23 protein-coding genes and 2 pseudogenes are annotated in these 22,514 nt (G+C 62.4%); 20 read left to right on the top strand and 5 right to left on the bottom strand.

All coding sequences use genetic code 11. The features are described from left to right. Positions 1 to 170 precede the first annotated feature (170 nt). Positions 171 to 308 (bottom strand): annotated as a pseudogene (locus PBN85_RS18170) (recombinase family protein); the annotation flags it as partial. Between the two features lie 267 nt (positions 309 to 575). Between PBN85_RS18170 and PBN85_RS18165 the strand changes: the two are divergent. The 11 genes from PBN85_RS18165 (at position 576) to pcaD (ending at position 11,332) form a co-directional block, all read left to right on the top strand. Then, positions 576 to 821 carry an AbrB/MazE/SpoVT family DNA-binding domain-containing protein gene (locus PBN85_RS18165; protein WP_066548739.1) on the top strand — a complete coding sequence of 82 codons (246 nt, stop codon included), beginning with the start codon at positions 576 to 578 and terminating at the stop codon, positions 819 to 821. Continuing rightward, complete coding sequence (locus PBN85_RS18160) at positions 818 to 1,204, top strand: type II toxin-antitoxin system VapC family toxin (RefSeq protein WP_271300967.1); 387 nt, start codon at positions 818 to 820, stop codon at positions 1,202 to 1,204. Before PBN85_RS18165 ends, PBN85_RS18160 begins: the two co-directional genes overlap by 4 nt. Positions 1,205 to 1,282: 78 nt before the next feature. Then, the gene (locus PBN85_RS18155) at positions 1,283 to 2,398 is read left to right on the top strand and encodes a metallophosphoesterase family protein (protein WP_271300966.1); all 1,116 of its coding nucleotides are present in this window, start codon (positions 1,283 to 1,285) and stop codon (positions 2,396 to 2,398) included. After that, positions 2,395 to 5,028, top strand: a complete 2,634-nt coding sequence (locus PBN85_RS18150) for an AAA family ATPase (RefSeq protein ID WP_271300965.1) — start codon at positions 2,395 to 2,397, stop codon at positions 5,026 to 5,028. The genes PBN85_RS18155 and PBN85_RS18150 overlap by 4 nt, the downstream gene beginning before the upstream one ends. A gap of 560 nt (positions 5,029 to 5,588) precedes the next feature. Further along, positions 5,589 to 6,752: a muconate/chloromuconate family cycloisomerase gene (locus tag PBN85_RS18145; RefSeq protein WP_271300964.1), complete on the top strand. Its 1,164-nt coding sequence runs from the start codon at positions 5,589 to 5,591 to the stop codon at positions 6,750 to 6,752. A gap of 4 nt (positions 6,753 to 6,756) precedes the next feature. Further along, a complete protein-coding gene (gene catC, locus PBN85_RS18140) occupies positions 6,757 to 7,047 on the top strand; it encodes a muconolactone Delta-isomerase (RefSeq protein WP_062126717.1) in 291 nt (96 codons plus the stop codon). A gap of 34 nt (positions 7,048 to 7,081) precedes the next feature. Further along, positions 7,082 to 7,972 carry a dioxygenase family protein gene (locus PBN85_RS18135; protein ID WP_066548719.1) on the top strand — a complete coding sequence of 297 codons (891 nt, stop codon included), beginning with the start codon at positions 7,082 to 7,084 and terminating at the stop codon, positions 7,970 to 7,972. Between the two features lie 18 nt (positions 7,973 to 7,990). After that, positions 7,991 to 8,698, top strand: a complete 708-nt coding sequence (locus tag PBN85_RS18130; RefSeq protein ID WP_062126710.1) for a CoA transferase subunit A — start codon at positions 7,991 to 7,993, stop codon at positions 8,696 to 8,698. Next, the gene (locus PBN85_RS18125) at positions 8,698 to 9,351 is read left to right on the top strand and encodes a 3-oxoacid CoA-transferase subunit B (protein WP_062126707.1); all 654 of its coding nucleotides are present in this window, start codon (positions 8,698 to 8,700) and stop codon (positions 9,349 to 9,351) included. Before PBN85_RS18130 ends, PBN85_RS18125 begins: the two co-directional genes overlap by 1 nt. Next, positions 9,348 to 10,550, top strand: a complete 1,203-nt coding sequence (gene pcaF / locus PBN85_RS18120) for a 3-oxoadipyl-CoA thiolase (RefSeq protein ID WP_271300963.1) — start codon at positions 9,348 to 9,350, stop codon at positions 10,548 to 10,550. Before PBN85_RS18125 ends, pcaF begins: the two co-directional genes overlap by 4 nt. Continuing rightward, the gene (pcaD, locus tag PBN85_RS18115) at positions 10,550 to 11,332 is read left to right on the top strand and encodes a 3-oxoadipate enol-lactonase (protein WP_156454251.1); all 783 of its coding nucleotides are present in this window, start codon (positions 10,550 to 10,552) and stop codon (positions 11,330 to 11,332) included. The genes pcaF and pcaD overlap by 1 nt, the downstream gene beginning before the upstream one ends. Here the strand turns inward: pcaD and PBN85_RS18110 are convergent, their stop codons facing one another. Further along, positions 11,333 to 12,268, bottom strand: coding sequence for a LysR family transcriptional regulator (locus tag PBN85_RS18110; RefSeq protein ID WP_271300962.1), 936 nt, complete (start codon positions 12,266 to 12,268; stop codon positions 11,333 to 11,335). It lies immediately after the preceding gene. 147 nt (positions 12,269 to 12,415) lie between these two features. Between PBN85_RS18110 and PBN85_RS18105 the strand changes: the two genes are divergently transcribed. From PBN85_RS18105 to PBN85_RS18070, 8 genes and pseudogenes are all read left to right on the top strand, one after another. Continuing rightward, positions 12,416 to 12,694, top strand: a complete 279-nt coding sequence (locus PBN85_RS18105) for a phenol hydroxylase subunit (protein ID WP_062126698.1) — start codon at positions 12,416 to 12,418, stop codon at positions 12,692 to 12,694. After that, entirely contained in the window at positions 12,691 to 13,707 is a 1,017-nt protein-coding gene (locus PBN85_RS18100) for an aromatic/alkene monooxygenase hydroxylase subunit beta (RefSeq protein WP_271300961.1), read from the top strand. Before PBN85_RS18105 ends, PBN85_RS18100 begins: the two co-directional genes overlap by 4 nt. Continuing rightward, positions 13,704 to 13,982, top strand: a complete 279-nt coding sequence (locus PBN85_RS18095; protein WP_062126692.1) for an MmoB/DmpM family protein — start codon at positions 13,704 to 13,706, stop codon at positions 13,980 to 13,982. Before PBN85_RS18100 ends, PBN85_RS18095 begins: the two co-directional genes overlap by 4 nt. Next, the gene (locus PBN85_RS18090) at positions 13,982 to 15,514 is read left to right on the top strand and encodes an aromatic/alkene/methane monooxygenase hydroxylase/oxygenase subunit alpha (RefSeq protein WP_271300960.1); all 1,533 of its coding nucleotides are present in this window, start codon (positions 13,982 to 13,984) and stop codon (positions 15,512 to 15,514) included. The genes PBN85_RS18095 and PBN85_RS18090 overlap by 1 nt, the downstream gene beginning before the upstream one ends. Positions 15,515 to 15,528: 14 nt before the next feature. Continuing rightward, on the top strand, positions 15,529 to 15,876 hold the full coding sequence (locus PBN85_RS18085; RefSeq protein ID WP_271300959.1) for a phenol hydroxylase subunit P4: 348 nt from the start codon (positions 15,529 to 15,531) through the stop codon (positions 15,874 to 15,876). A 4-nt stretch (positions 15,877 to 15,880) separates the two neighbouring features. Continuing rightward, entirely contained in the window at positions 15,881 to 16,939 is a 1,059-nt protein-coding gene (locus tag PBN85_RS18080) for an NADH:ubiquinone reductase (Na(+)-transporting) subunit F (protein ID WP_271300958.1), read from the top strand. Positions 16,940 to 17,019: 80 nt separating this feature from the next. Beyond that, positions 17,020 to 17,916 (top strand): SphA family protein, encoded by an 897-nt coding sequence (locus tag PBN85_RS18075; protein WP_271300957.1) that lies wholly within the window; start codon positions 17,020 to 17,022, stop codon positions 17,914 to 17,916. A 158-nt stretch (positions 17,917 to 18,074) separates the two neighbouring features. Further along, positions 18,075 to 18,406, top strand: a pseudogene (locus PBN85_RS18070) (IS3 family transposase); the annotation flags it as partial. A gap of 530 nt (positions 18,407 to 18,936) precedes the next feature. Here the strand turns inward: PBN85_RS18070 and PBN85_RS18065 are convergent. Genes PBN85_RS18065 through PBN85_RS18055 form a run of 3 tightly spaced genes read right to left on the bottom strand, consistent with a single transcriptional unit; the run spans position 18,937 to position 21,499 of the window. After that, on the bottom strand, positions 18,937 to 19,728 hold the full coding sequence (locus PBN85_RS18065; RefSeq protein ID WP_271300956.1) for an SDR family NAD(P)-dependent oxidoreductase: 792 nt from the start codon (positions 19,726 to 19,728) through the stop codon (positions 18,937 to 18,939). A gap of 47 nt (positions 19,729 to 19,775) precedes the next feature. After that, positions 19,776 to 20,630 carry an SDR family oxidoreductase gene (locus PBN85_RS18060; RefSeq protein WP_271300955.1) on the bottom strand — a complete coding sequence of 285 codons (855 nt, stop codon included), beginning with the start codon at positions 20,628 to 20,630 and terminating at the stop codon, positions 19,776 to 19,778. A 29-nt stretch (positions 20,631 to 20,659) separates the two neighbouring features. Next, on the bottom strand, positions 20,660 to 21,499 hold the full coding sequence (locus PBN85_RS18055; protein ID WP_271300954.1) for a DODA-type extradiol aromatic ring-opening family dioxygenase: 840 nt from the start codon (positions 21,497 to 21,499) through the stop codon (positions 20,660 to 20,662). Positions 21,500 to 21,590: 91 nt separating this feature from the next. On the opposite strand from PBN85_RS18055, the gene PBN85_RS18050 reads away from it, so the two are divergent. Beyond that, positions 21,591 to 22,499 carry a LysR family transcriptional regulator gene (locus PBN85_RS18050; RefSeq protein WP_271300953.1) on the top strand — a complete coding sequence of 303 codons (909 nt, stop codon included), beginning with the start codon at positions 21,591 to 21,593 and terminating at the stop codon, positions 22,497 to 22,499. Positions 22,500 to 22,514: the final 15 nt, after the last annotated feature.

The raw sequence follows: 22,514 nt of genomic DNA, 5'->3' as shown, positions 1-22,514 counted from the left end.
CTTGGCTCTGCGTGAGATCCTCGCGGGCATCGGCTGAGACGAGGTTTGGACGGCACTGCACGCGATGCCCCCGTTGGCGCTTGCATCCGCGCTGGCCCTGAGCGCCGCGAGCTATGTCTTGCTGACCGGATATGACGTGTTGTCGCTGCACCTGATCGGCCGGCGCGTGCCGTAGCCCCACTCTCATTTTCAACGTAGCGCACGGCGTTCTGTAAGCCTCGCTCCGCAGCGAATGCATCGAGAGCTTCACGTGCGCGAGATGCGTCCTGTTCAGAGGTGGAAGCGCGCAGGTAGGCCCGGATGAACATGCTGCGGTCTTTGATACGTGGTGCTTGTTTGCCCAGTCCTTTTTACGTCACCTGGCGGCCTATAAAGCACCAGCCGCGTGTCGGTCCTTCTAAGGTATACCCAAAACGTACTTACTAAAACGCGCGTCTGACAGGATTGTGGCGATATGGCACATAGCGCCTTCCATGACATAGAAATGGAAGTAGGTGTAAGAGCTACAGTGTTGTCGCGACTGAGCGCGTCAGCTATGATCCGTTAAGGTGGTACATCGGGGGTGGCGTGCTGACATGACCTTGCAAATTAACATCACGCCTAACGGGCGCATGAGTCTGCCAGCGGACGTCCGGAAGCGCCTTGGTCTGAGTGGCGGTGGTGCGGTCTACCTCGACGAAACCGAAGATGGTGTGGTGTTGCGGACGGCAGGCCAGGCAGTGGCACGTGCCCAAGCCCTGGCCAAGCAGTACACCGGCGGTAACCCTGACGCTTCTGTTGACGCTTTTCTCGCTCGACGTCGGGAGGAGAGCGGCGAATGAGCGTTGTGCTGGACGCGTCTGCGATCATTGCGATGCTCAAAGGCGAACGCGGAGCAACAAAGGTCGCGGCGGGAATCGGTGGCGCGCGGGTGAGCAGCGTCAACTATGCCGAGGTCGTCAGCCACTTCGTCCATGCCGGCATGCCCGAGCGCGAAGTCGATGCGATGCTCGATCCATTGCCGCTGACGGTCGTCCCGGCCGACAAGGCGCTCGCGCAGATCGCTGGGCGGTTGCGGGCGGCCACAGCCGAGGCGGGGCTCAGCCTTGGCGATCGTTTCTGCCTGGCTCTCGCACGGCGCGACGGTCTGCCCGCATGGACCAGCGACCAGAATTGGAAGAAGATCGCCGACGCCGTCGAGGTCAAGGTTGTCGCGATCCGCTGACTTCGCACGGTCAAGGGTTAGGGGACCGGGTAGGGGGCTCGGCTCGACTGCCATAGCCCACACCGCCAGAAGGTTCCGATGCTACGCCTGATCCACACAGCAGACTGGCAACTCGGCAAGCCATACGGCCGCTTCGACAGCGATTTGCGCGCTGCCCTCAGCGAAGCCCGGTTCGATGCGATAGACGCGATCGGCAAGGCGGCAGCTGAGCATGAGGTCAGGCACGTACTGGTCGCCGGCGATGTGTTCGATACCGAAGGACCAGAAGACCGTGTAATCGTGCAGGCGGTATCGCGTATGCAGCGCTATGCCTGTACCTGGTGGCTGCTGCCCGGCAACCACGACTTCGCCCGGAACAGCGGTTTGTGGGACCGTGTCCGCGCCAAGGGCGCCGCCAATATCCGTATCCTTGCCGAGCCGGTGCCATGCGAGTTGGAGCCCGGGCAGTGGCTGCTGCCGGCACCGCTAACCCACCGGCATAATCTCGACGATTCAACCGCGCTGTTCGACACGATGGAGACGCCAGGCGCGCGCTTGCGCATCGGTCTCGCTCACGGCTCGATCCGCGACTTCTCGTCGCGCGGCGAGGCGCAGAACCAGATCACCCCTGATCGCGCGCAGCGCTCCAACCTCGACTATCTTGCGCTCGGCGACTGGCACGGGAGCCTCAGGGTCGATGCGCGCACCTGGTACTCAGGAACACCAGAAACCGATCGCTTCCAGCGGGATGAGCCGGGCTACGCTCTGCTCGTGACGCTTGAGGCCGGGGCGGAGCCGTCGGTGTCGCCAATCCGTACTGGCAGGTTCCAGTGGCTGATGCGCTCGTGGACGGTTGCAGACGCGGAGGGCTTTGCCGCCGAGTGCGACCGGCTGCTTGCACAGGTCGAACCATCGGCAACCCTCCTGCAGCTCTCGCTCTCGGGAATCGTCAGTTTGTCCGATCGTATCGCGATCCTTGCGCGTCTCGACAATGACCTGCGCCATCGCCTGCGCCATCTGGCGGTCACCGCCGACGATCTCGTCGGTCGGCCGAGCGAACAGGATCTGGCAGACCTGCGGGTCGAGGGGATGATAGGTACGGCCGCGGGCAAGCTGATGAGCATGATAGAGGCCGGTGGCAGCGACGGCGCCATTGCCAGGCGGGCGCTCGAGCGCCTGTTCGTAGAACATCAGCGTGGGCAGGACGCGGCATGAGCCTTCGGATCCGGCGCATCGCGCTTTCAAACTTCCGCAGATACCGCGACCCCTTCGTGCTCGACGGGCTGACCGATGGGCTCAACGTCATCATCGAGCCCAACGAAACCGGTAAGTCGACGCTGCTGGAAGCGATGCGCGCCGCCTTCTTCATCCGGCACAACACCGCCAATCGGCTTGCGCGTAGCTATGCGCCTTACGGTGAGGCCGTCGCCCCACAGATCGAGATCGGCTTCGAGGCGAAAGGCGAGGCGTGGGAAGTCAGCAAGCGCTTCCTGAAAAGTGCTTCGGTTGAGGTTCGGGGACCGAATGGGCGTGCGCAGGGCGAGGATGCCGAGGCGCAGCTGCAAGCATTGCTCGGTGCGCGTCGCGACACCAGCCAGGGCGGCGACGCGGCCGCGCACGGCGCACTCGGCCTGCTGTGGGTCGGGCAGGCGCAGGCGCTTGAAGTGACAGCGCCAGGCGAGATCGTGCGCGACAGCGTGCGTGCTACCTTGGAAGCTGAGGTGGGTACGATCATGGGTGGTGCCGCCTACCAGCGTGTTCGCCCCCGCATCGACAGCCAGTTCGCGGAATACTGGACCAACAGCGGTCGGCCGACCGTTCGCCAGACTGCGGCACGCGACGAGCATGAGGCAGCACAACGCGCGGCGAGCGAGGCGGCAGCTCGGCTTGCCGCGCTGGAGCAGGGCTTCTCCGACCTCGAGGCTGCGCGGGCGCGGCTGAAGGTGCTCGATCGCGATCTTGCCGATACCAGCGATGCTGAGCAGCGTCGGACGCTGGTAGGCAAGCTTGACGTGGCGCGCTCTGCCGCTCAGCTGCTCGACACACGCCGCGCTGAGCAGGGCCGCCTTGTCGACCGAGTCAGGGCATTCGAGGATCTCGCATCGCGCCTCGCAACTGCCCGCAAAGCTGTCAGCGACACGGCTGCGGCGCTCAGCAAGGCACGGGATAGTCGATCCGGCCTGGTCGGGGAGTTGGCGGCCGCGCAGGAACGAGCGACGACAGCCCGTGAGCTGCTAATCCGTGCGCGTGACACTCGGCGGGCCGCTCATACCACACTTGACGCTGCTCGCATGCGGGCTGCGGAGCGCGAGCGCTGGGCTGCAAGCGGCGAGGCACGACGGCGATATGCCGAGCTGGTTGCGCTGGAGGCCGAATACGAAGCGACGCGCCAGCTCGCGATTACGGTGATCCCCACCACCGTCATCAAGGCCCTCGAAGAACGTGAACGTACCGTAGACAAGGCGCGGGCGGCTGTGGATGCGGGTGCGACGCGGATCGAGTTCGCCGGTGATGTCGGCGGCCTGACGATCGACGGAGCTGCGGCGGAGCGTGGAGACCGAATGCTGTTCCGCGAAACGCGCATCCGACTGGGCGACGCTGAACTGATCATTCGCCCGCCGGTCGGCTTGCAAGGCGCCGAGACGACACTTGCCAACGCGACCGATGATTTGAACGCAGCCTTGGCCGAGTACGGGGTGGAGAGTGTCGCTGCGGCTCGCGCTCGCAACGAGGCCGCGCGAGACGCGGTCGCCAACCTTCGCACTCTAGAAGCGCGGATCGCTGGGATCACGCCTGCCGTGACGTTGCTCGACATCGAAGCGGGTGCGTCGGCCCTGAAGCTCTTCATCGCCGGATTGCAGGAAGGCGCGGAAGGGGAGGGGAACTGCGAAGAGCCAGACGTCGAGACGCTGACCATCGCATCAGGTGAGGCGGATACGGCGCTGGCAAAGGCGGAAGGTGTCGATGCGGTGGCATCCGAGCAGTTGCGCGAAGTGGAGGCGCGCAATGCTCCATTGATGGTGCAGGAAGCTGGCGCCGAACGGGATGCGCTGAACGCCGCGGCACAGCTTGCCACCTTGGAAACCAAGCCCGAGGTGGCCTCGCTTGAGGACGCTTTGCGCGATGCGCGCCAGCAGGAGGCGGCAGCGCTCGTCAACTTGCAGGATGCCGAACGCGCGGCGACCGCTCATGACGTTGTGACGATCGAACGGCAGATCGGACTGCTGGACAAGCGGGTCGAGGTGGCCCGGGCCCAGCGTACCGACCTGGAAAAGGTGATTGCCGGGCTCGAGGCGCGGATCGAGGCGGAAGGCGGCAAGGGGCTGGCCGACCGCGCCGCAGTCGCGCGCGAGGAGGCTGATGCCGCAGTTGCCAACCTGGCACGTGTGACGCAGGAAGCCGAAACGTTGAAGTTGCTTCGCGACACGCTGGAGAGTGCACGCGCCGAGACGTCACGGACGTTCGTCGGGCCGGTGGCGCGGCGTGCGCGCCGGCACATCGAACGGCTGCTGCCGGGCGCTGACCCCGGCTTTGGCGACGACCTTGGCTTGGCGTCGATTGCGCGGGGCGGATTGGGCGAGAGTTGCGGCGATCTCTCCAGGGGCACCCAGGAGCAATTGGCGGTTCTCACTCGGCTCGCCTTCGCCGACATGCTCCTCGAGCAGGGAATGCCAGTATCGCTGATCCTGGACGATCCGCTGGTCTATTCGGACGATACCCGCCTCGATCTCATGACCGAAATCCTGACCGAGGCCGCAACACGGATGCAGGTCATCCTGCTTACCTGCCGTGATCGCGCCTTCCGTCACCTTGGCAATCGGATTAGCCTGACGGGAGGTCGGTAGCGGAACCTATACATTTTGGTGGAAAGCGGCCTGCCTGCTTTACGGCGTCAACCGCGGTGAGCGGGCGTTCGTTCAGGCGGCGGGGCGGGGCCGAGAGGTGGTCAACTCAGTTCACTCTACCGGATTGTTTACGTCATGGCAGATCCATTCTCCCGTACCAATTCTCATCAGCTTGTCGTGGTGGGTGACAGAGGCGATCGTCGGTGGCGGGGCGACGGGTGTACAGTTCTGCCGTGACGGAAGGCGGCGCACAAGGGTTCGAGCTGCTGTCCAAGCCTTATACGTTGGAGGAGCTGACGATGATGCTGGCGAAAGCATTGCGCGGTGCGGTGTAATCCGATTCTAACGTGAAACGGCCAAGAAAGATGGCTCTGGCGTTCTTCCTGGCATCGTGTCTGCGATAGCTGGCTGCGGGACATACAACCGGGCCGCCGCGACTCCGTCGATCGCATTAAGCGCCTAAGCCCGATGCCGGAAAGGTATCAAGGCCAACCAAATCGGCATTTTTCACGATCAACTTATTTTCCTAGCCTCACATAGCTGAGGAGAGGAACGGGGCGATGACACGCGTTACCATCAACGCCATCGAGACAATCATTCTAGATGTGCCGACGATCCGGCCACACGTGCTGTCTGTCGCAACGATGCAGTCACAGACGATCGTAATCGTCCGACTGCTCTGTTCCGATGGAATCGTTGGCTTTGGCGAGGGAACAACGATTGGCGGCCTCAGCTACGGAGCTGAAAGCCCTGAGAGCATCAAGTTGACGATCGATCGCTACGTCGCGCCGGTGCTGATTGGCAGCGACGCGCGTCCTGCGTCGGCGATGGCGATGCTGCGTCGTCATATCGTAGCGAACCATTTCGCCAAGAACGCGATCGAAACCGCTTTGCTCGATGCGCAGGGAAAGCGCCTCGGCGTGCCCGTCAGTGAACTATTGGGCGGGCGACTGCACGATCGGCTGCCCGTGCTGTGGACGCTGGCAAGCGGCGATACGGATCGTGACATCGCAGAGGCGGAGGATATGCTGGCGCGGGATCGACACCATGCCTTCAAGCTCAAGATCGGCAAACGCCCATTCGAGCAAGATGTCGCGCATGTCGCCACGATCAAACGGGCGCTCGGCGATCGCGCCAGCGTGCGGGTCGACGTCAACCAGGCATGGAGTGAAGCGACGGCAAAGCGCGCGCTTCCGATGCTTGCTGATGCTGGGGTCGACCTGGTCGAGCAGCCGATCCCCGCGACCCAGAATTTAGGCATGGCCCGGCTGACCCAGATGGGCTGCGTCGCTGTCATGGCGGATGAGGCGCTGCACGGACCGGAAAGCGGCTATTCGCTCGCCTGCGGACATGCCGCAGACGTCTTCGCCATCAAGATTGCACAGGCGGGTGGACTGTCAGCGGCCAAGAAGCTGGCCGGCATCGCGGAGGCTGCTGGAATTGCGCTCTACGGCGGCACCATGTTGGAGGGCGGCATCGGAACAATCGCTTCCGCCCACGTGTTTTCCACCCTTGGCGCGCTCGAATACGGCACCGAGCTGTTCGGCCCGCTGCTCCTGACCGAGGAACTGCTCGCCGAACCTTTACGATACGAAGCGGGCTCGCTCGTGCTGCCGACCGCGTCAGGTCTCGGTATTGAGCCGCGAGCGGAGGCAATCGCCGCGCTGCGTCGTGATCGGCCGTTACGTACCACGGTAGTGATGCCACTTCAGGCGGTGGGTTGAGACGATGTTATTCCACGTAACTATGGACGTGCGCATCCCGCACGATGCCGATGCCGGGATGATCGAGGCTCTCAAAGCCGAGGAGAAGGCGCGCGCACAGGATCTCCAGCGACAAGGCATATGGCGTCATCTTTGGCGCGTCGCTGGGCGCTACAGCAACGTCAGCATCTTCGACGTGCCCGGCAATGTAGAACTTCACGATCTGCTCAGCACGCTACCGCTGTTTCCGTACATGGAAGTGAAGGTCACTGCTTTGTGCAGGCATCCATCGTCGATCCATGACGACGATCGCTGACCAATCATTAAATAAGACGCCAAGGAGAGGAACGATGAACGAGAATTTCGTGCAGACACCGGAGGTACAGAACCTCCTCGATCGCGCCAGCGGCGGAACCGTCGAAGGCGGTGATCCGCGCATCAAGGCGATCACGCGCGATCTCGTCGAGGCGGTGATGATTGCCATCGCCAAGTACGACATCACGGAGAGTGAGTTCTGGTCGGCGATCAAGTTCTTCCAGGACGGCGTGGGTGAATTCGGGCTCATCGTTCCAGGGCTCGGCCTCGAGCACTTCATGGACCTCTACATGGACGCCAAGGACAAGGAGGCCGGCGAGAGCGGTGGCACGCCGCGGACCATCGAGGGACCGCTTTATGTGGAGGGTGCGCCGCTCGTCGAAGGCGACGTGAACCTCAGCGATGATCCCGACGAAACTGGCACCCTCTACATGACGGGTGAAATCAAGGGGCCGAAGGGCGAGACGCCCGATGGCGCAATCCTCCACGTCTGGCACGCCAACTCGCACGGCTTCTACTCGCACTTCGATCCCACCGGAGCGCAGACGCCGTTCAACAATCGCCGTCGGATCAAGATCGGACCGGACGGCCGCTATTCCTTCCACTCGAAGATGCCGAACGGCTATTCGGTTCCGCCCGATGGCACGACGGAACGGCTGCTGAAGTCGATCGGCCGCCACGGCAATCGTCCGGCACACGTCCACTTCTTCGTTGAAGCACCCGGATACCGTGCACTGACAACGCAGATCAACTTCGGCGACGATCCCTTCGCCAATGACGATTTCGCCTTCGCCACGCGGGAAGGGCTGCTGCCTGTGCCGCAGCGCCAAGGTGACAGTGCTTATGTCGCGTTCGATTTCGAGCTTCAGCGTTCCGCCTCCCACGAGGACGGCGTTTTCTCCGCCCGCACTCGTGCGGCAGCCTGAGACCGGAGCGGCGGTCAGATGAACAAGGTGTACGACACGCCAGCCGCCGCGCTGGATGGACTACTCTTCAATGGCATGACGATCATGTCGGGCGGGTTTGGGCTCTCGGGTAATCCCGAGAGCCTTATTCCGGAGATACGCGCCAGCGGCGTTCGCGATCTCACCGTCATCTCCAACAACGCCGGCGCCGATGGCTTTGGACTGTGGATGCTGCTGGAGACGCGGCAGATCGGCAAGATGATCTCGAGCTACGTCGGCGAGAACAAGCTGTTCGAGCAGCAGTACCTCTCGGGCGAGCTGGCGCTGGAGCTGACGCCGCAGGGTACGCTTGCCGAGCGGATCCGCGCCGGCGGAGCAGGTATCCCGGCTTTTTTCACGAAGACCGGGGTGGGCACCGTTGTTGCGGAAGGAAAGCCTGTCGAGAGCTTCGACGGCGAGGACTATGTCCGCGAAACTTGGCTGCGCGCGGATCTGGCAATCGTGAAGGCTTGGCGTGCCGACACGGCTGGCAACCTCATGTTCCGCAAGACGGCGCGCAACTTCAATCCGGTGATGGCCACTGCAGGCAGGGTAACCGTGGCGGAGGTCGAAGAGATCGTGCCGCCGGGCACCTTCGACGCTGACTGCATCCATACACCCGGCATTTACGTGGATCGGATCGTGAAGAGCACCATCAACGAGAAGCGGATCGAAAAGCTGACCACGCGCAATCGGGAGGCCGTCTGATGCCGTGGAGTCGTGACGAAATGGCCGCGCGGGCCGCGCGTGAATTGCGCGACGGATACTATGTCAATCTCGGTATTGGTATTCCGACACTGGTCGCCAACCATATCCCGCATGGCATCGACGTGACGCTGCAATCGGAGAACGGCATGTTGGGCATGGGACCGTTTCCCTTTGCAGGTGAAGCCGATCCTGACCTCATCAACGCGGGCAAGCAAACGATCACTGCGCTACCGACCTCATCGTTCTTCTCTTCCGCTGACAGTTTCGCGATGATCCGCGGCGGCCACATCGATCTGACGGTACTTGGAGCAATGGAAGTCAGCGAGGGAGGCGACATCGCCAACTGGACCATCCCCGGCAAGATGGTGAAGGGGATGGGCGGTGCGATGGATCTCGTCGCCGGCGTCAAGCGCGTAGTTGTCGTGATGGACCACGCGAACAAGGCCGGCGAGCCGAAGATCTTGCCGACGTGTAGTCTGCCGCTGACTGGCAAGGCGTGCGTCGATCTGATCGTCACCGACCTTGGTGTGATCGCCTGTGACAAGCCCGGACTGCGCCTTGTCGAACTGGCGCCTGGGGTCACAATAGAGGAGATTGGCGCGAAGACCGGTGCTGCGCTTGACGTGTCGGCAGCGCAGGCGCGCGCCGCATGACCGAAGCGTTCGTATGCGACGCCGTGCGCACGCCGATCGGGCGTCTGAACGGCAGCCTTTCGACCATTCGCGCCGACGATCTGGCGGCCGTCCCGCTTGCGGCTTTGGCGGCGCGCAATCCTTCGATCGACTGGGCGCAAGGCGACGATGTTATCCTCGGTTGCGCCAACCAGGCGGGCGAGGATAATCGCAACGTCGCGCGAATGGCGCTGCTGTTGGCCGGACTGCCGGATGCTTTACCCGGAGCGACGGTCAACCGGCTTTGCGGGTCCGGGCTGAACGCAGTCGGCATTGCCGCGCAGGCGATCAGGTCGGGGGACGCCGAACTGATCGTCGCCGGTGGCGTCGAGAGCATGACGCGGGCTCCCTATGTTCTGGGCAAAGCGGCAGAGGCGTTCGATCGCGGGCAGCGTATCGAAGACACCACGATGGGCTGGCGTTTCGTCAATCCGGCGATGCGCGAGGCTTATGGTGTCGACACGATGCCGCAGACCGCCGAATATGTAGCGGCGCAGTGGCAGGTCACGCGCGAACAGCAGGACGCATTCGCGCTTGCCAGCCAGCACAAGGCGGCAGCAGCCCAGGCCAACGGCCGCTTGGCAGCAGAAATCGTGCCGGTCACGATCCCGCGTCGTGGAACTGAGCCGATCGTTTTCTCCGCCGACGAACATCCGCGCGCGAGTAATCTCGAGGGGTTGGCCAAGCTGAGGCCGGTCGTTCGAGCCGACGGGACGGTGACCGCAGGGAATGCCTCAGGTCTGAATGATGGCGCCGCAGCGATGCTCATCAGTTCGAAGGCCGCCGCAAAGCGACACGGCCTCACGCCGCGCGCGCGCATTCTCGCAATGGCCTCGGCAGGTGTTGCGCCGCGGATCATGGGCGTCGGGCCGATCGAAGCGGCGAACAAGCTGCTCGCGCGCACCGGATTGTCGATGGCCGATCTCGACGTGATCGAACTGAACGAGGCTTTTGCGGCCCAAGCCATCGCCGTGCTTCGCGATCTCGGCGTCGCGTCCGACGATCCGCGCGTAAACCCGAATGGCGGCGCGATCGCTTTGGGTCATCCCCTCGGCATGTCGGGTGCCCGGATCGTGATGACAGCGGTCGAGGAATTGCACCGCACGAGAGGCCGCTATGCTCTGGCCTTCATGTGTATTGGCGTGGGGCAGGGCATCGGCCTTTTGCTGGAACGCGTGTGATGGAGCGCATGAGCCTGGGTGACGGCTGCACGCTCGCCTATCGTCTCGAGGGGGCGGTGGATGCTCCCGTCCTCGTTCTGTCCAACTCACTTGGCACCGACATGGGTATGTGGGCGCCCCAGCTTGATGCCCTCAAAGCGAAGTTTCTCGTGTTGCGCTATGACCAACGCGGGCATGGTGCGTCCGATGCGCCGAAAGGTGGCTACAGCATCGACCGGCTCGGTCGTGACGTGGTGGAACTGACTGAAGCGCTCGGCATCCAGCAGTTCCACTTCTGCGGCCTCTCGCTTGGGGGCATGGTCGGTCAATGGCTCGGCGTGCGTGAGAGCACACGGTTGGACCGATTGATCCTGGCAAATACCACTGCTTACATGGGACCACCCAGCGGGTGGGATGCCCGGATCGAAGCAGTGCTTAGGGATGGCATGGCACCGCTCGCCGATGCCTCGATCATGCGCTGGTTCACCCCTGACTTTGTCGCCTCGTCGCCTGAGGCGATCTCGCCGATTGTCACTATGCTGCGGCAGACAAGTCCTGTCGGCTATGCTGGATGCTGCGCTGCGATCCGCGACATGGATCAGCGGCGGACAGCGGCACTGGTAGAAGTACCGACGCTCGTCATTGGCGGCAGCGCGGATCCGGCAACTCCTCCTGAACATGCGCGTGCGCTGGCTACGACGATTTCAGGCGCAGCCTTGCGCATGGTCGATGCGGCTCATCTCTCGAATGTCGAGCAGCCGAGTGAATTCACGGCCGCGGTGCTCGATCACCTCACAGGCTGATTATCGGGCGCGCCGATCACGGACGAGCGCACAGAAGCCGGCGACCACGGGTGAACGGTTGTCGCGACGATACGCAAGGCTGAGCTGTGTCTGCGGTGCGTCGCCGAGGAATGGCCTATAGGCTACGCCGGTTAGCTGCGCCTCGGAGGCTGACTCGGGCACGATGGACACCCCCGCGCCAACCGACACGAGCGACAGTGCGGTCTGGATCTCAAGTGTCTCCTGCGCGATCGTCGGGGTGAATCCTTCGCGGCGACACAGCTCGAGAATGTGATCGGCAAAACTCGGACGCGGGTGTCGGGGATATATCACGAAAGGGCGCTGGGAGAGATCGCTCAATGCAATGTGGTTCTGCTGGGCGAGCATATCTTCCTCCGGTAGTGCGACTGCAAGCGGCTCGCGCTGCACGACCTCGCTGACGATTTCCGGATCACCAATCCCAGGTCTCGCGAAGGCAACGTCGATCGAGCGATTGATCAAAGCGATCCTCAGTTCCGCAGTATTCAAAGCGTGCAGCACCAGCTCCACGTCAGGATGCGCGGCGCGATAGCGGTTAAAGACACCCGGCAGGATGGAGTAGGTTGCTGAGCTGACGAAACCCACCTGAATTACGCCGACCGATCCTTCCGACGCACGTTTTGCGACGCGCGCAGCATCAGCGACGCGCGCGAGAATGTCGCGCGCGCGTGGCAGCAACGCGTCGCCGGCGGCAGTCATCTCGATCGCGCTGCGGGTGCGGTCGAACAGCAAGGCACCTATTCCCGCTTCCAGATTCGCTATCTGGCGACTGAGCGCGGGCTGGGCGATGTGGAGACGTTCGGCGGCACGGCCGAAGTGCAACTCCTCCGCCACGGCGAGGAAGTAACGCAAGCGGCGCACGTCGATCCCCGGTGTGGTCGCGGCAAGCGGTTCGGTCGACGTCAGGTTGCGGGCCATACCTTTTATGTGCGTGACTCGTGCGGCGTGGGCAATACCGTTTCGGCATCAGGATGTGCCTATATTATATTTGCGGGTCATCGCTCGGTGGGACACTCTCCTGGGATCAAAGAGCCCCTCTAGGGGCCTGTTCGAGGAAGAGGTGTCATGTTGGAAGTGCAACACGCTCCGTCACAATCCGGTCGTCGCGTCAAATTGCAGGCGGTGGTTACCGGCGTGACCGACCGCGGCATCGTCCAGTTCGATTTCGTCTACGGCGATCCTGACCTAAGCGTCGAGCTGGTGCTACCCGTCGCCGCTTTCCGTGAATTTTGCGGTGAGAACCGCTGCCTTGTCACCGCCGCTGACCCGGCAGAGAGCGCTGCCGTGCTGCGCCTTGTTGCGGGTTCATCGGCTCCCGTCCGTACCGTCGGAGCGCTTGCATGAACATCGATATCCAGGCCGAAGCGATCACGCCGCGCCGGCAAACCTTTTCGCACATCGCGCGTCGTTTCGGGGTCGACAAACCCGCCTCACGCTATGAGGAAGCGACATTCGACGTTCAGCCGGTGACAAATTTTCATTATCGGCCGACTTGGGATCCCGAACGCGAGCTTTTCGATCCGCGCCGCACCGCAGTCGAAATGGCGGATTGGTATTCCTTCCGCGATCCACGCCAATTCTATTATGCGACCTACAACATCAATCGTGCGGCGATGCAGCAGTCATTCGACGATGCTGTCGGTTTCGTCGACAAGCGCGACTTGATCGGGACCGTCGACGCGGACTGGCTCAAGGTCTTTGCTGGCTATCTCCTGCCGTTGCGCCATGTCGAATGGGCGGCAAACATGAACTGCCAGCTGATCGCCGACTGGGGCTATGGCACGCAGATCACGTCGGCGGCGTCATTTTGCGGCACCGATCGACTCGGGATCGCGCAGATCATCTCGCGTATCGGCCTGGTGGTCGGTGCCGGCACCGACGAGGCGCTCGTCGCAGCCAAGGCGGAGTGGATGGAGGCGCCGGAATGGCAGCCGATGCGTCGGCTCGCTGAAGACCTGCTCGTGGTTCGCGACTGGTTTGAGGTTTTCGTTGCCCAGCTCGTCGTCCTTGATGGTTATGTGTATCCACTGGTGACGCAGGCTTTCGACCGCGCCGGGGCCGCGCATAACGGTGCACCCCTATCAATGATGACCGGCTTTCTTGCCGACTGGTATGCCGACAACAGCCGGTGGACCGATGCCGTCATCAAGACCGCGGCAGCGGAGTCCGGGGGCAATCGAAAGGTACTCAAAGACTGGTTCGACCGCTGGACCCGCCGAGCCGAAGAGGCGGTGCGGCCAATCGCAGACAGGGTGCTCGGCGATCGCGGGTTGCTAGCGGTTGCGGAAGCTGCGGCCGATCTGCGTAAGCGGATGATCGGCCTCGGCGCGCTGGGCGAGAAGGAACTGGCCGCGTGACCCAGCAGCAGCCCGTATCGATCACCTTGCAGAACTCGCAAGAGGGGGCTGCGATCGCTGACGCGATCATGGCCGACAACCCCGGTGCCCAACGCCGATCCATGCACGCGATGACCAAAATCGACTGTCCGGGTCGGCTCGAGATCCGCGCCAACAGCGTGTCAGAGCGGCTCGGCCGAGACTGGGACCCGCAGGAAATCCATATGTCCGTCATCTCGTTGTCCGGCACGGTCGACGAGGATGATGATTACTTTGCAGTTTATTGGAGGCAGTGATGACAGCCCGCAAACTGAATCTGAAGCAGAAGTACGGTCACTTCACCCGTGGCCTGGACTGGGAACCGAGCTACCAGAACAAGGACGACATCTTCCCCTTCGCGAAATACGAAGGGATCAAGGTGCATGACTGGGACGCTTGGGAAGACCCTTTCAAGCTGACCATGGACGCCTATTGGAAGTTCCAAGCGGAAAAGGAGCGCAAGCTCTACGCCGTGATCGATTCGATGGCGCAGAATAACGGTCAGCTCGGCATCACCGATGCGCGCTACCTCAATGCGGTGAAGCTCTTCATCCAGGCCGTGACGCCGCTGGAGTACCAAGCGCACCGACACTTCGCGCATCTGGCGCGTCATCTACCGGGGGCGGGTCTCCGCGTCGCCGCGCAGATGCAGTCGATCGACGAGCTGCGTCACTGCCAGACGCAGATTCATACGATTAGCCACTACAACAAGTTTTTCGACGGCATGCATGACTTCACCCACATGCACGACCGCCTATGGTATCTGTCGGTGCCGAAATCGTTCTTCGACGATGCGAGCACGGCAGGACCATTCGAGTTCCTGACCTCGATCAGCTTCGCCTTTGAATATGTGCTGACCAATCTCCTGTTCGTGCCGTTCATGTCGGGCGCCGCCTATAATGGCGACATGGCGACGGTCACGTTCGGCTTCTCGGCGCAGTCGGATGAGAGTCGGCACATGACGCTGGGGCTGGAGGCGGTGCGCTTCCTGCTGGAGCAGGACGAGGCCAATGTACCGATCGTTCAGGGCTGGATCGACAAGTGGTTCTGGCGCGGATACCGTCTCCTGACGCTCGTCGGCATGATGATGGATTACATGCTGCCCAAGAAGGTCATGTCCTGGGCAGAGGCTTGGGAAACCTATTACGAGCAGGCAGGTGGCGCACTGTTCGCCGATCTCGCCCGCTACGGTATCCGCGAACCAAAGTATGCGGAAATCGCCAAGAAGGAAAAGGGCCACATCTCGCATCAGGCGTGGACCATCTTCTACAACTATACCCATGCGGCCGCAGTCCATACTTGGGACGTCGACGACCAGCATCTGGCATGGCTGCGTGAGAAGTATCCTGAAACGTTCGAACAGTTCTACGAACAGCGCTATCTCAAGTGGCGTGATCAGGCCAATCAGGGCAAGCGCTTCTACAACAACGGCCTGCCGCAGCTCTGTCAGGTGTGTCAAGTCCCGATGGCATTCACTGAAGTGGATGATCCGACCACGATCAGCTTTCGTGTCTCCGAGTTCGGTGGTGACAAGTATCATACTTGTTCGGACGGCTGTAAGGACATATTCGATCACGAGCCGGAAAAGTTCTCGCAAGCATGGCTCCCGGTGCATCAGATCTTCCAGGGCAATTGCGGCGGCGCGACCGTTCCTGAGGTGTTGGACTGGTACCACATCAACAAGGGCGCCGATAACATGGATTATGCCATGTCGCCCGAAGAGGCCCAGTGGGAAAAGTGGATGGAAGGGCGTCGCCCTGCGCCACCTTTTGCAGCCGCAGCAGAATAAGGAAGGGACATCAAATGCCCACAGCCGCTCTCCATTCCGGCTACTCGGGACCGACCCGTGATCGCGTGGAAAATTTTCACGGTGCGCAGCTCGTATTCGTTCATTGGGAAGGCCATAACAACTTCTGTTCGGCCATCACCCTTCCGCTTCCGCGCGATTTACCGTTCGGAGCCTTGACGGCCGAGATCCTCCCGTCACTCTATTCCATCGATCCGGATTGGGCGTCCGTGGATCTCGGCCGGGCACGTTGGATGCTCGACGGGGAGAACTGGTCGCCATCGCCCGAAAAGAGCCTCGGTGAGCTGGGGGTCGGCCATAAGTCGCTGATCCGATTCTGGACTCAAGAGGGCGGCAACGCCTAACGCCATGGCAACGCTGACGATCGAACCCACTGGCGACACTGTAGAGGTGGCGGAGGGCCAGACCTTGCTCGACGCCTGCCTTCGTGCCGGCCTCTATCTGCCGCACGCCTGCGGCCACGGCCTGTGCGGCACCTGCAAGGTGTCCGTATTGGAGGGGGAGGTAGCTCACGGTGCCGCCAGTTCGTTCGCGCTGATGGATTTCGAACGTGACGAGGGCGCAACGCTCGCCTGTGTCGCGACGATACAAGGCGACGTGACGATCGAGGCGGACATCGACGACGATCCCGATGCACGGCGCATCGCGGTCGCGGATCATGTCGGCACGGTCAGCAAGCTCGAAATGCTGACACCCGATATCTTGGGCGTGTGGCTGGATGTTGCGGGCGAGGGCGTGTTCTTTCAAGCCGGCCAGTATGTCAACTTGTCGATCGACGGCATCGAGGGGACAAGGGCTTTCTCGATCGCGAGCAGCCCGGCCGAGGCTAACATCGTCGAGTTGCACGTTCGCCTCGTGCCTGGTGGAAAGGCGACGACGCATCTGCACGAGCATCTGAAGGTCGGCGATCAGATCCGCTTCGCGGGTCCGTTCGGCCGTTTTTTTGTCCGCCGCTCGGCAAACAAGCCGCTGATCTTCCTCGCCGGTGGCTCTGGATTATCCAGTCCCAAGAGCATGATACTTGAGTTGATCGGGCAAGGCTACGATCAGCCGATCACCTTGATACACGGGGCGCGTCGCCCGCACGATCTCCACTACGCCGATTTCTTCCGCAAACTCTCCGAAGAGAATCCCACGTTCCGCTATGTGCCTGTGCTGTCGCAAGCAGAGCCTGAGGATGCTTGGGAAGGCGAGACCGGATATGTTCACGAAGCCGCTGAGCGTCTGTTCGCTGGCCGGTTCACTGGCCATCAAGCATATCTTTGCGGTCCACCGCCGATGATTGAGGCGGGGATCGGCGCGTTGATGAAGGGGCGCCTGTTCGAGCGCGACATCTTCGTCGAGAAGTTCGTTACCGCGGCCGATGCCGAGAAATCAGTACGATCTCCGTTCTTCAAGAAGCTCTGAGTAAAACAACAACCGGAACGCGAGCCGGCGGCTGATGCCGCTGATTGGAGACTTGCGTCCCAACCAAAGGGGGGAATGTCGTGAAAAACCATCTTCTTGGCGCAGCCGCGATCGTGACTGCTACAGCCGCAACGCCGGCGCTGGCGTCTGAAGGCGGCCGCACCGCCTATCCAAACGGCGCTGAGGCGCTCACTATCGCTGCGCTTCCGCCACCCGGAACGTACCTCCTCAATTACGGCTATTACTACACCGCAGATCGCCTGAACGATGACAACGGCAACAGCGCGGGGCCGCCGGACTTCTCGGTCAATATCGTCGGCGACATTCCGCGCTTTGTCCACGTCACCAATTTGAAGGTGCTTGGCGCATCGGTCGCGATGCAGGCGTTCGTGCCGATCATCAACGTCAACGTCCACGCCGGAGGTGCGCGGCAGAACAAGTTCGGCATCGGCGATATCATCGTCAATCCGCTCGTGCTCGGCTGGCAACGCAAGAATACCTTCTTTGTCGCAACGATGGACACGTTCGTACCCACCGGCAGCTACAAGCGCACCAATCTCGCTAATCTCGGTAACAACTACTGGACATTCCAACCGGTGCTCGCGGTGACCCACTTCAATCCCAGGGGTTCTGGCCCCGAAGTGTCGCTGAAGCTGATGTACGACTTCAACACGAAGAACCGGGATACCAACTACCGCTCCGGCCAAGCCGCACACGTCGACTTCGCTGCGGCGTATAATTTCAATCCCCTTACGGTGGGCATCACCGGTTATTATTTGAAGCAGACGACGGACGACAAGGTGAACGGCGCGCGTGTCGGCGTTAACGGCAACAAGGGGGAGGTGTTCGCGCTTGGACCGCTCGTCCGTTATCAGGCGGGCAAGGTGCCGATCGCCTTTCAGTGGCAGCATGAATTGTCGGCAACCAACCGTACACAAGGTGACAGTTTCTGGTTGAAAGCGGCGTTCCGTTTCTGATTGACGCGGTTCATCGCGCATTGGTTCGTCGGGTTGCGCCTCTACCGTTGCTGGCCGCCGAAGCTGCAGATTTGACATTAGGATAGCGCAGCGTCGCGGGGGGTATGAACCGCCCTGGGTTCGTCGGAGGCTCCAACTCCTGAGAAGGTGGAGCCTATATGAGCAAGACGACGAACAAGTGCGTGCCTGAGGTCCGCGAGGGAGCGATACGGATGGTGCTGGATCACGAGCGCGATCACCCATGGCGATGGGCGGCGGTAGATTCCATTGTCGAGAAGATCGGCTGCATTCCGTAGACGGTGCATGAGTTGGTAAAGAAGGCGGAGGTGAACAGCGGCAAGCGCGCTAGCGTCCCGACCGAGGTCGCTGACAAGATGAAGGCGCTGGAACGCGACGTCTGCGAGCTGCGACAGGCCAACGAGATCCTGCGCAAGGCGTCGGCGTATTTTGCCCAAGCGAAGCTCGACCGCTCATTCCGGCGATGATTGCGGCTTGACGATCTGTACCCTCTGCCCGGCCACGGCTTCTAACCGGACAGCTTCACGCTGCCGTGCTGCGGCGAGTGCCTATCGGCAGCGGTCTTCCTGGGGTAGGTGCTTGATGGTCCTTGATACATTTAGATCTCAAACAGACTCCGCGTGAATTTGGCGGCTTTGTCTTAAGGTTCTTTCCGCACGGAAAAAGGACCGTGAGTTGGACTAGAATGGTGGTTAGCGGACCGGCCGCTTTTGGGTAAAGCAAGGCGCATAGCTGACGTTGGCTACCGCGGCCCCCGTACCGATTGGGATCCTATGCGAGACGGGATCCCGAAACCTTGGGGTGTCATCTCGCCCTCAACCGGACCGGCCACCAGCGGCGCATTTTTCAACAGCCCCGGTCGATTTTCTGGCGGTCTGGCTTTCCGTTTCGCCACGCTCGACAAGTAGTTCGGGAAACGGCACCCGCCTTGCCGTCTGTCGTGCAACTCGCGCATTGGTAGTGCTGGCCGCCCTTCCCAATTGGGATAGAACAAACTGAAAGTCAGGCGATCGTATTCACCACACCGCCGTCAACGCGCAGCGCCGCACCGGTGGTCGCGGACGCCTGTGGAGAGGCGATGTAGACGCACAGGTTGGCGACTTCCTCGACCGTGGCAGCACGCTGGATGATTGAGGATGGACGATGCGCCTTGACGAAATCGACGCCGGCCTCTTCCAACGATTTGCCCGAGGCGACCGCATCCGCCAGCATCTCGGCTACACCCTCCGACAACGTTGGACCGGGAAGAATCGCATTCACCGTTACACCCGTACCTGCCATGCGCTTGGCCAAGCCACGCGATAGGGCAAGGTCGGCGGTCTTGGTCACACCGTAGTGGATCATGTCCGCCGGGATGTTCAGGCCGGATTCCGAAGACAGGAACAGCACGCGACCCCAGCCCTTGTCCCGCATCCCGGGCAGATAGGCTCGGGACAGGCGCACGCCCGACAGCACATTGACCCGGAAGAAGCGTTCCCACTCCGCGTCCGGCGTCTCGAAGAAGTCCTGCGGGCCGAAGATGCCGGCATTGTTGACCAGGATGTCGACCGCCGGAAGCGCGGATACGATGGCATCGCATCCGGCTGCCGTTCCGACATCTCCGGCCACACCGCGCACATCGGCATCCCCGACCTCACGCTTCAGCTTGGCCACCGCCTCCTGAGTGCGGCTTTCGTCGCGCCCGTTCAGGACGACGATCGCCCCGGCTGCCGCTAACCCCTTCGCGATCGCGAAGCCAATGCCGGCCGTCGAACCTGTCACGAGCGCCGTCTTGCCGGAAAGGTCGATGTTCATGCGCTATCTCCAGGTATGATCTTTATCGGTCGGGGTTGTCCGTAACGTCAGCCCTGCGCGGCGAGTTGCGCCCGCACGGCGTCGGCCAGCGGTGTCGTCGGACGTCCGATCAGCTTCGAGAGCTGGTGGTCGTCATCGAACAGCGCACCGTTCGAGGCATCGACGTCCCATGCCGCAAGTCCCTCGGCGAAGCCCTCGGGCAGGCCCACCTGCTTCAGGATCGCAGCGTATTCGGCCTGCGGCAGATCGCGGTACGGGATGTTGCGACCGGTCTGGCGCGAGATCTCGGCGGCAAGGTCGGCGAGCGTCACCGCGTCGTCACCGGCCAGCTCATAGGTCTTGCCCTCATGGCCGTCGCTGGTCAGCACGATGGCTGCGGCTTGGGCATAATCGGCGCGGGTCGCGAGCGACAGGCGTCCCTCGCCAGCGCTGCCGACGAGCGCGCCATTCTCCAGGGCTGCGGGTATCGAGCCGGTGTAGTTCTCGGTATACCAGCCATTGCGCAGGAGGGTCGTCGGGATACCAGAGGACGCCAGCAGCGCTTCGGTCGCACGGTGCTCCTCGCCTAGGCTGATCGGCGATCGGTCGGCGTGCAGCAGGCTGGTGTAGATGATACGCTTGATGCCCGCCGTCTTGGCGGCCTCGATGACGTTGCGGTGCTGTGCCTCGCGCTGCCCGACCTCGCTCGACGAGATCAAGAGCAACGTGTCGATCCCGGCCAGTGCCGGAGTGAGTGTCTCAGGCTGCGCGTAATCGAACGCGCGTGCCTCGACACCCAGGTCGCTGGCCTTTTCGGGCGAGCGCACCAGCGCCACGATCGGCTCGCCGGTCGACTTGCGCTTCAAGCTTTCGATGACGAGGCGGCCAAGCTGGCCAGTCGCGCCGGTGACGCCGATGGTCATGACAATTCTCCTTCAGTGACGCGGTGAGATCAGTTGAAACGGAAACCCGAGATGGCGGTCGACAGCACTTCCTCGGCATAGACCCGGGCGCCTTCGCCTTCGGCCGCGCCGGCCGCGACCATCAGGGGCAGCAGATGCTCCTCCTTGGCCGGGGGATGCGCGAACCGCGCCGAGGGCGCATCGGCCCATTGCGTAAGACGCTCGGCCCGCTGTGGGCCGTCCAGCTCCATGCTTTCGGCCAGCCACTGGTCGAACGCCTGCGAGCCGGGCGTCGAGCGCGGATCGCCATAGGCGCGCATGTTATGGAAGCTCATGCCCGAACCCAGGATCAGCACGCCCTCCTCACGCAGCGGCGCAAGGGCGCGGCCCGCAGCGATATGGAGGGCCGGGTCCAGCCCGCGCTCGACGGACATCTCGATCAGTGGAATATCCGCATCCGGAAAAGCAACCTTGAGGGGGACGAACACGCCGTGATCCAGGCCGCGCTTCGGGTCGACAGTCGAGGCGATGCCCGCATCCTTGAGCAGGGCCGCGGCACGGGCGGCGAGCGCGGGTGCGCCCGGCACGTCGTAGCGCAGCTGATAGGTGTGAGGCGGGAAGTTGTAATAGTCGTAGATCAGCTCAGGCCGCTCGGCGCCGGTGAAGGCAAAGCCGTCCGTCTCCCAATGTCCCGATACGACGAGGATGGCCTTGGGCTTCTCGGCGAGCGTGTTAGGCAGGCTACGCAGGAACGCTTCCATACCGGTCCACACACCGCGCGGATCCTCCATGAAGAAGCAGGGGCCGCCGCCATGCGGGATGAAGTAGGTGGGCTGGACGCTCATGGTCATACACTCCAGTGCAGGCGCCACGGAGGCGGCCTGGATCATCGTTCGATCTGTCGACCGGGATATGTGCCCGATATCGCGCAATGATAATCGCTCGCGTAGAAGGATCAGCTTCAACCACGGGTAGGAAGTCATGGCGGATCGGTTGACGGGTATGGACGTGTTCGTGCGGGCGATCAGGCTCGGTGGCATCTCTGCTGCCGCACGCGATCTGCACATGTCGCCTGCGATGGCGGCCAAGCACCTGGATGCTCTTGAAGCGCGGCTTGGCACCACGCTGGTGCAGCGGTCGACCCGTCGACTTTCGCTCACCGAGGCGGGCGCTGACTATTTCGAGAAAGCCGAACGTATTCTGATGGAGATCGGCGAAGCCGAGGCGGAGGCATCGTCGCGGTCGATCACCGCGCAGGGGCTGCTGCGCGTCAGTGCGCCGGCCACCTTCGGCGTTCTGCACCTTGCCTCACTCATCCCTGCTTTCTCCGAACGTCATCCCGAGGTGACGATCGAACTGGGCTTCAACGATCGTTACGTCGACCTGCTGGAAGAACGTTGGGATGTCGCCGTACGGATCGGGCGCCTCGTTAACAGTGCGCTTGTTGCCCGCAAGCTCGTGGCGATGCGCGTCGTGTTAAGTGCCGCCCCCTCTTATTTGGCGAGGCGGGGAACGCCAACCCGCCTGGCCGATCTCGGCGATCACGATTGTCTGGGCCACACCAACGCGTCGCTTGCAGGAACGACATCGTGGGCGTTCGGCAAAGACGGGACGATCAAGGTGCCGATCTCAGGATCGATGTGTTCCGACAATGGCGAGGCCTTGGTTCGCGCTGCCATCGCGGGCCAAGGGCTGGTCTATGGGCCACGCTTTATTGCGGCAGAGGCGCTTCGCGCCGGCCAATTGAGCGAGCTTGAGCTGGACGAGCCGCCTATGATTCTGGGAGCGGCATATGCCATCACACACCCGACGCGGCGCCCCGCCGCCAAGACGCGGGCGTGGATTGACTTCTTAGCCGAAGCACTCCCCGCTCGTGGCACCGATTGGTGAGAGGCCGAGCTAGCA

Source organism: Sphingomonas sp. CV7422, from assembly GCF_027945725.1.
Lineage (GTDB): Bacteria > Pseudomonadota > Alphaproteobacteria > Sphingomonadales > Sphingomonadaceae > Sphingomonas > Sphingomonas kyungheensis.
This window is presented reverse-complemented; position numbering and strand designations above follow the sequence as displayed.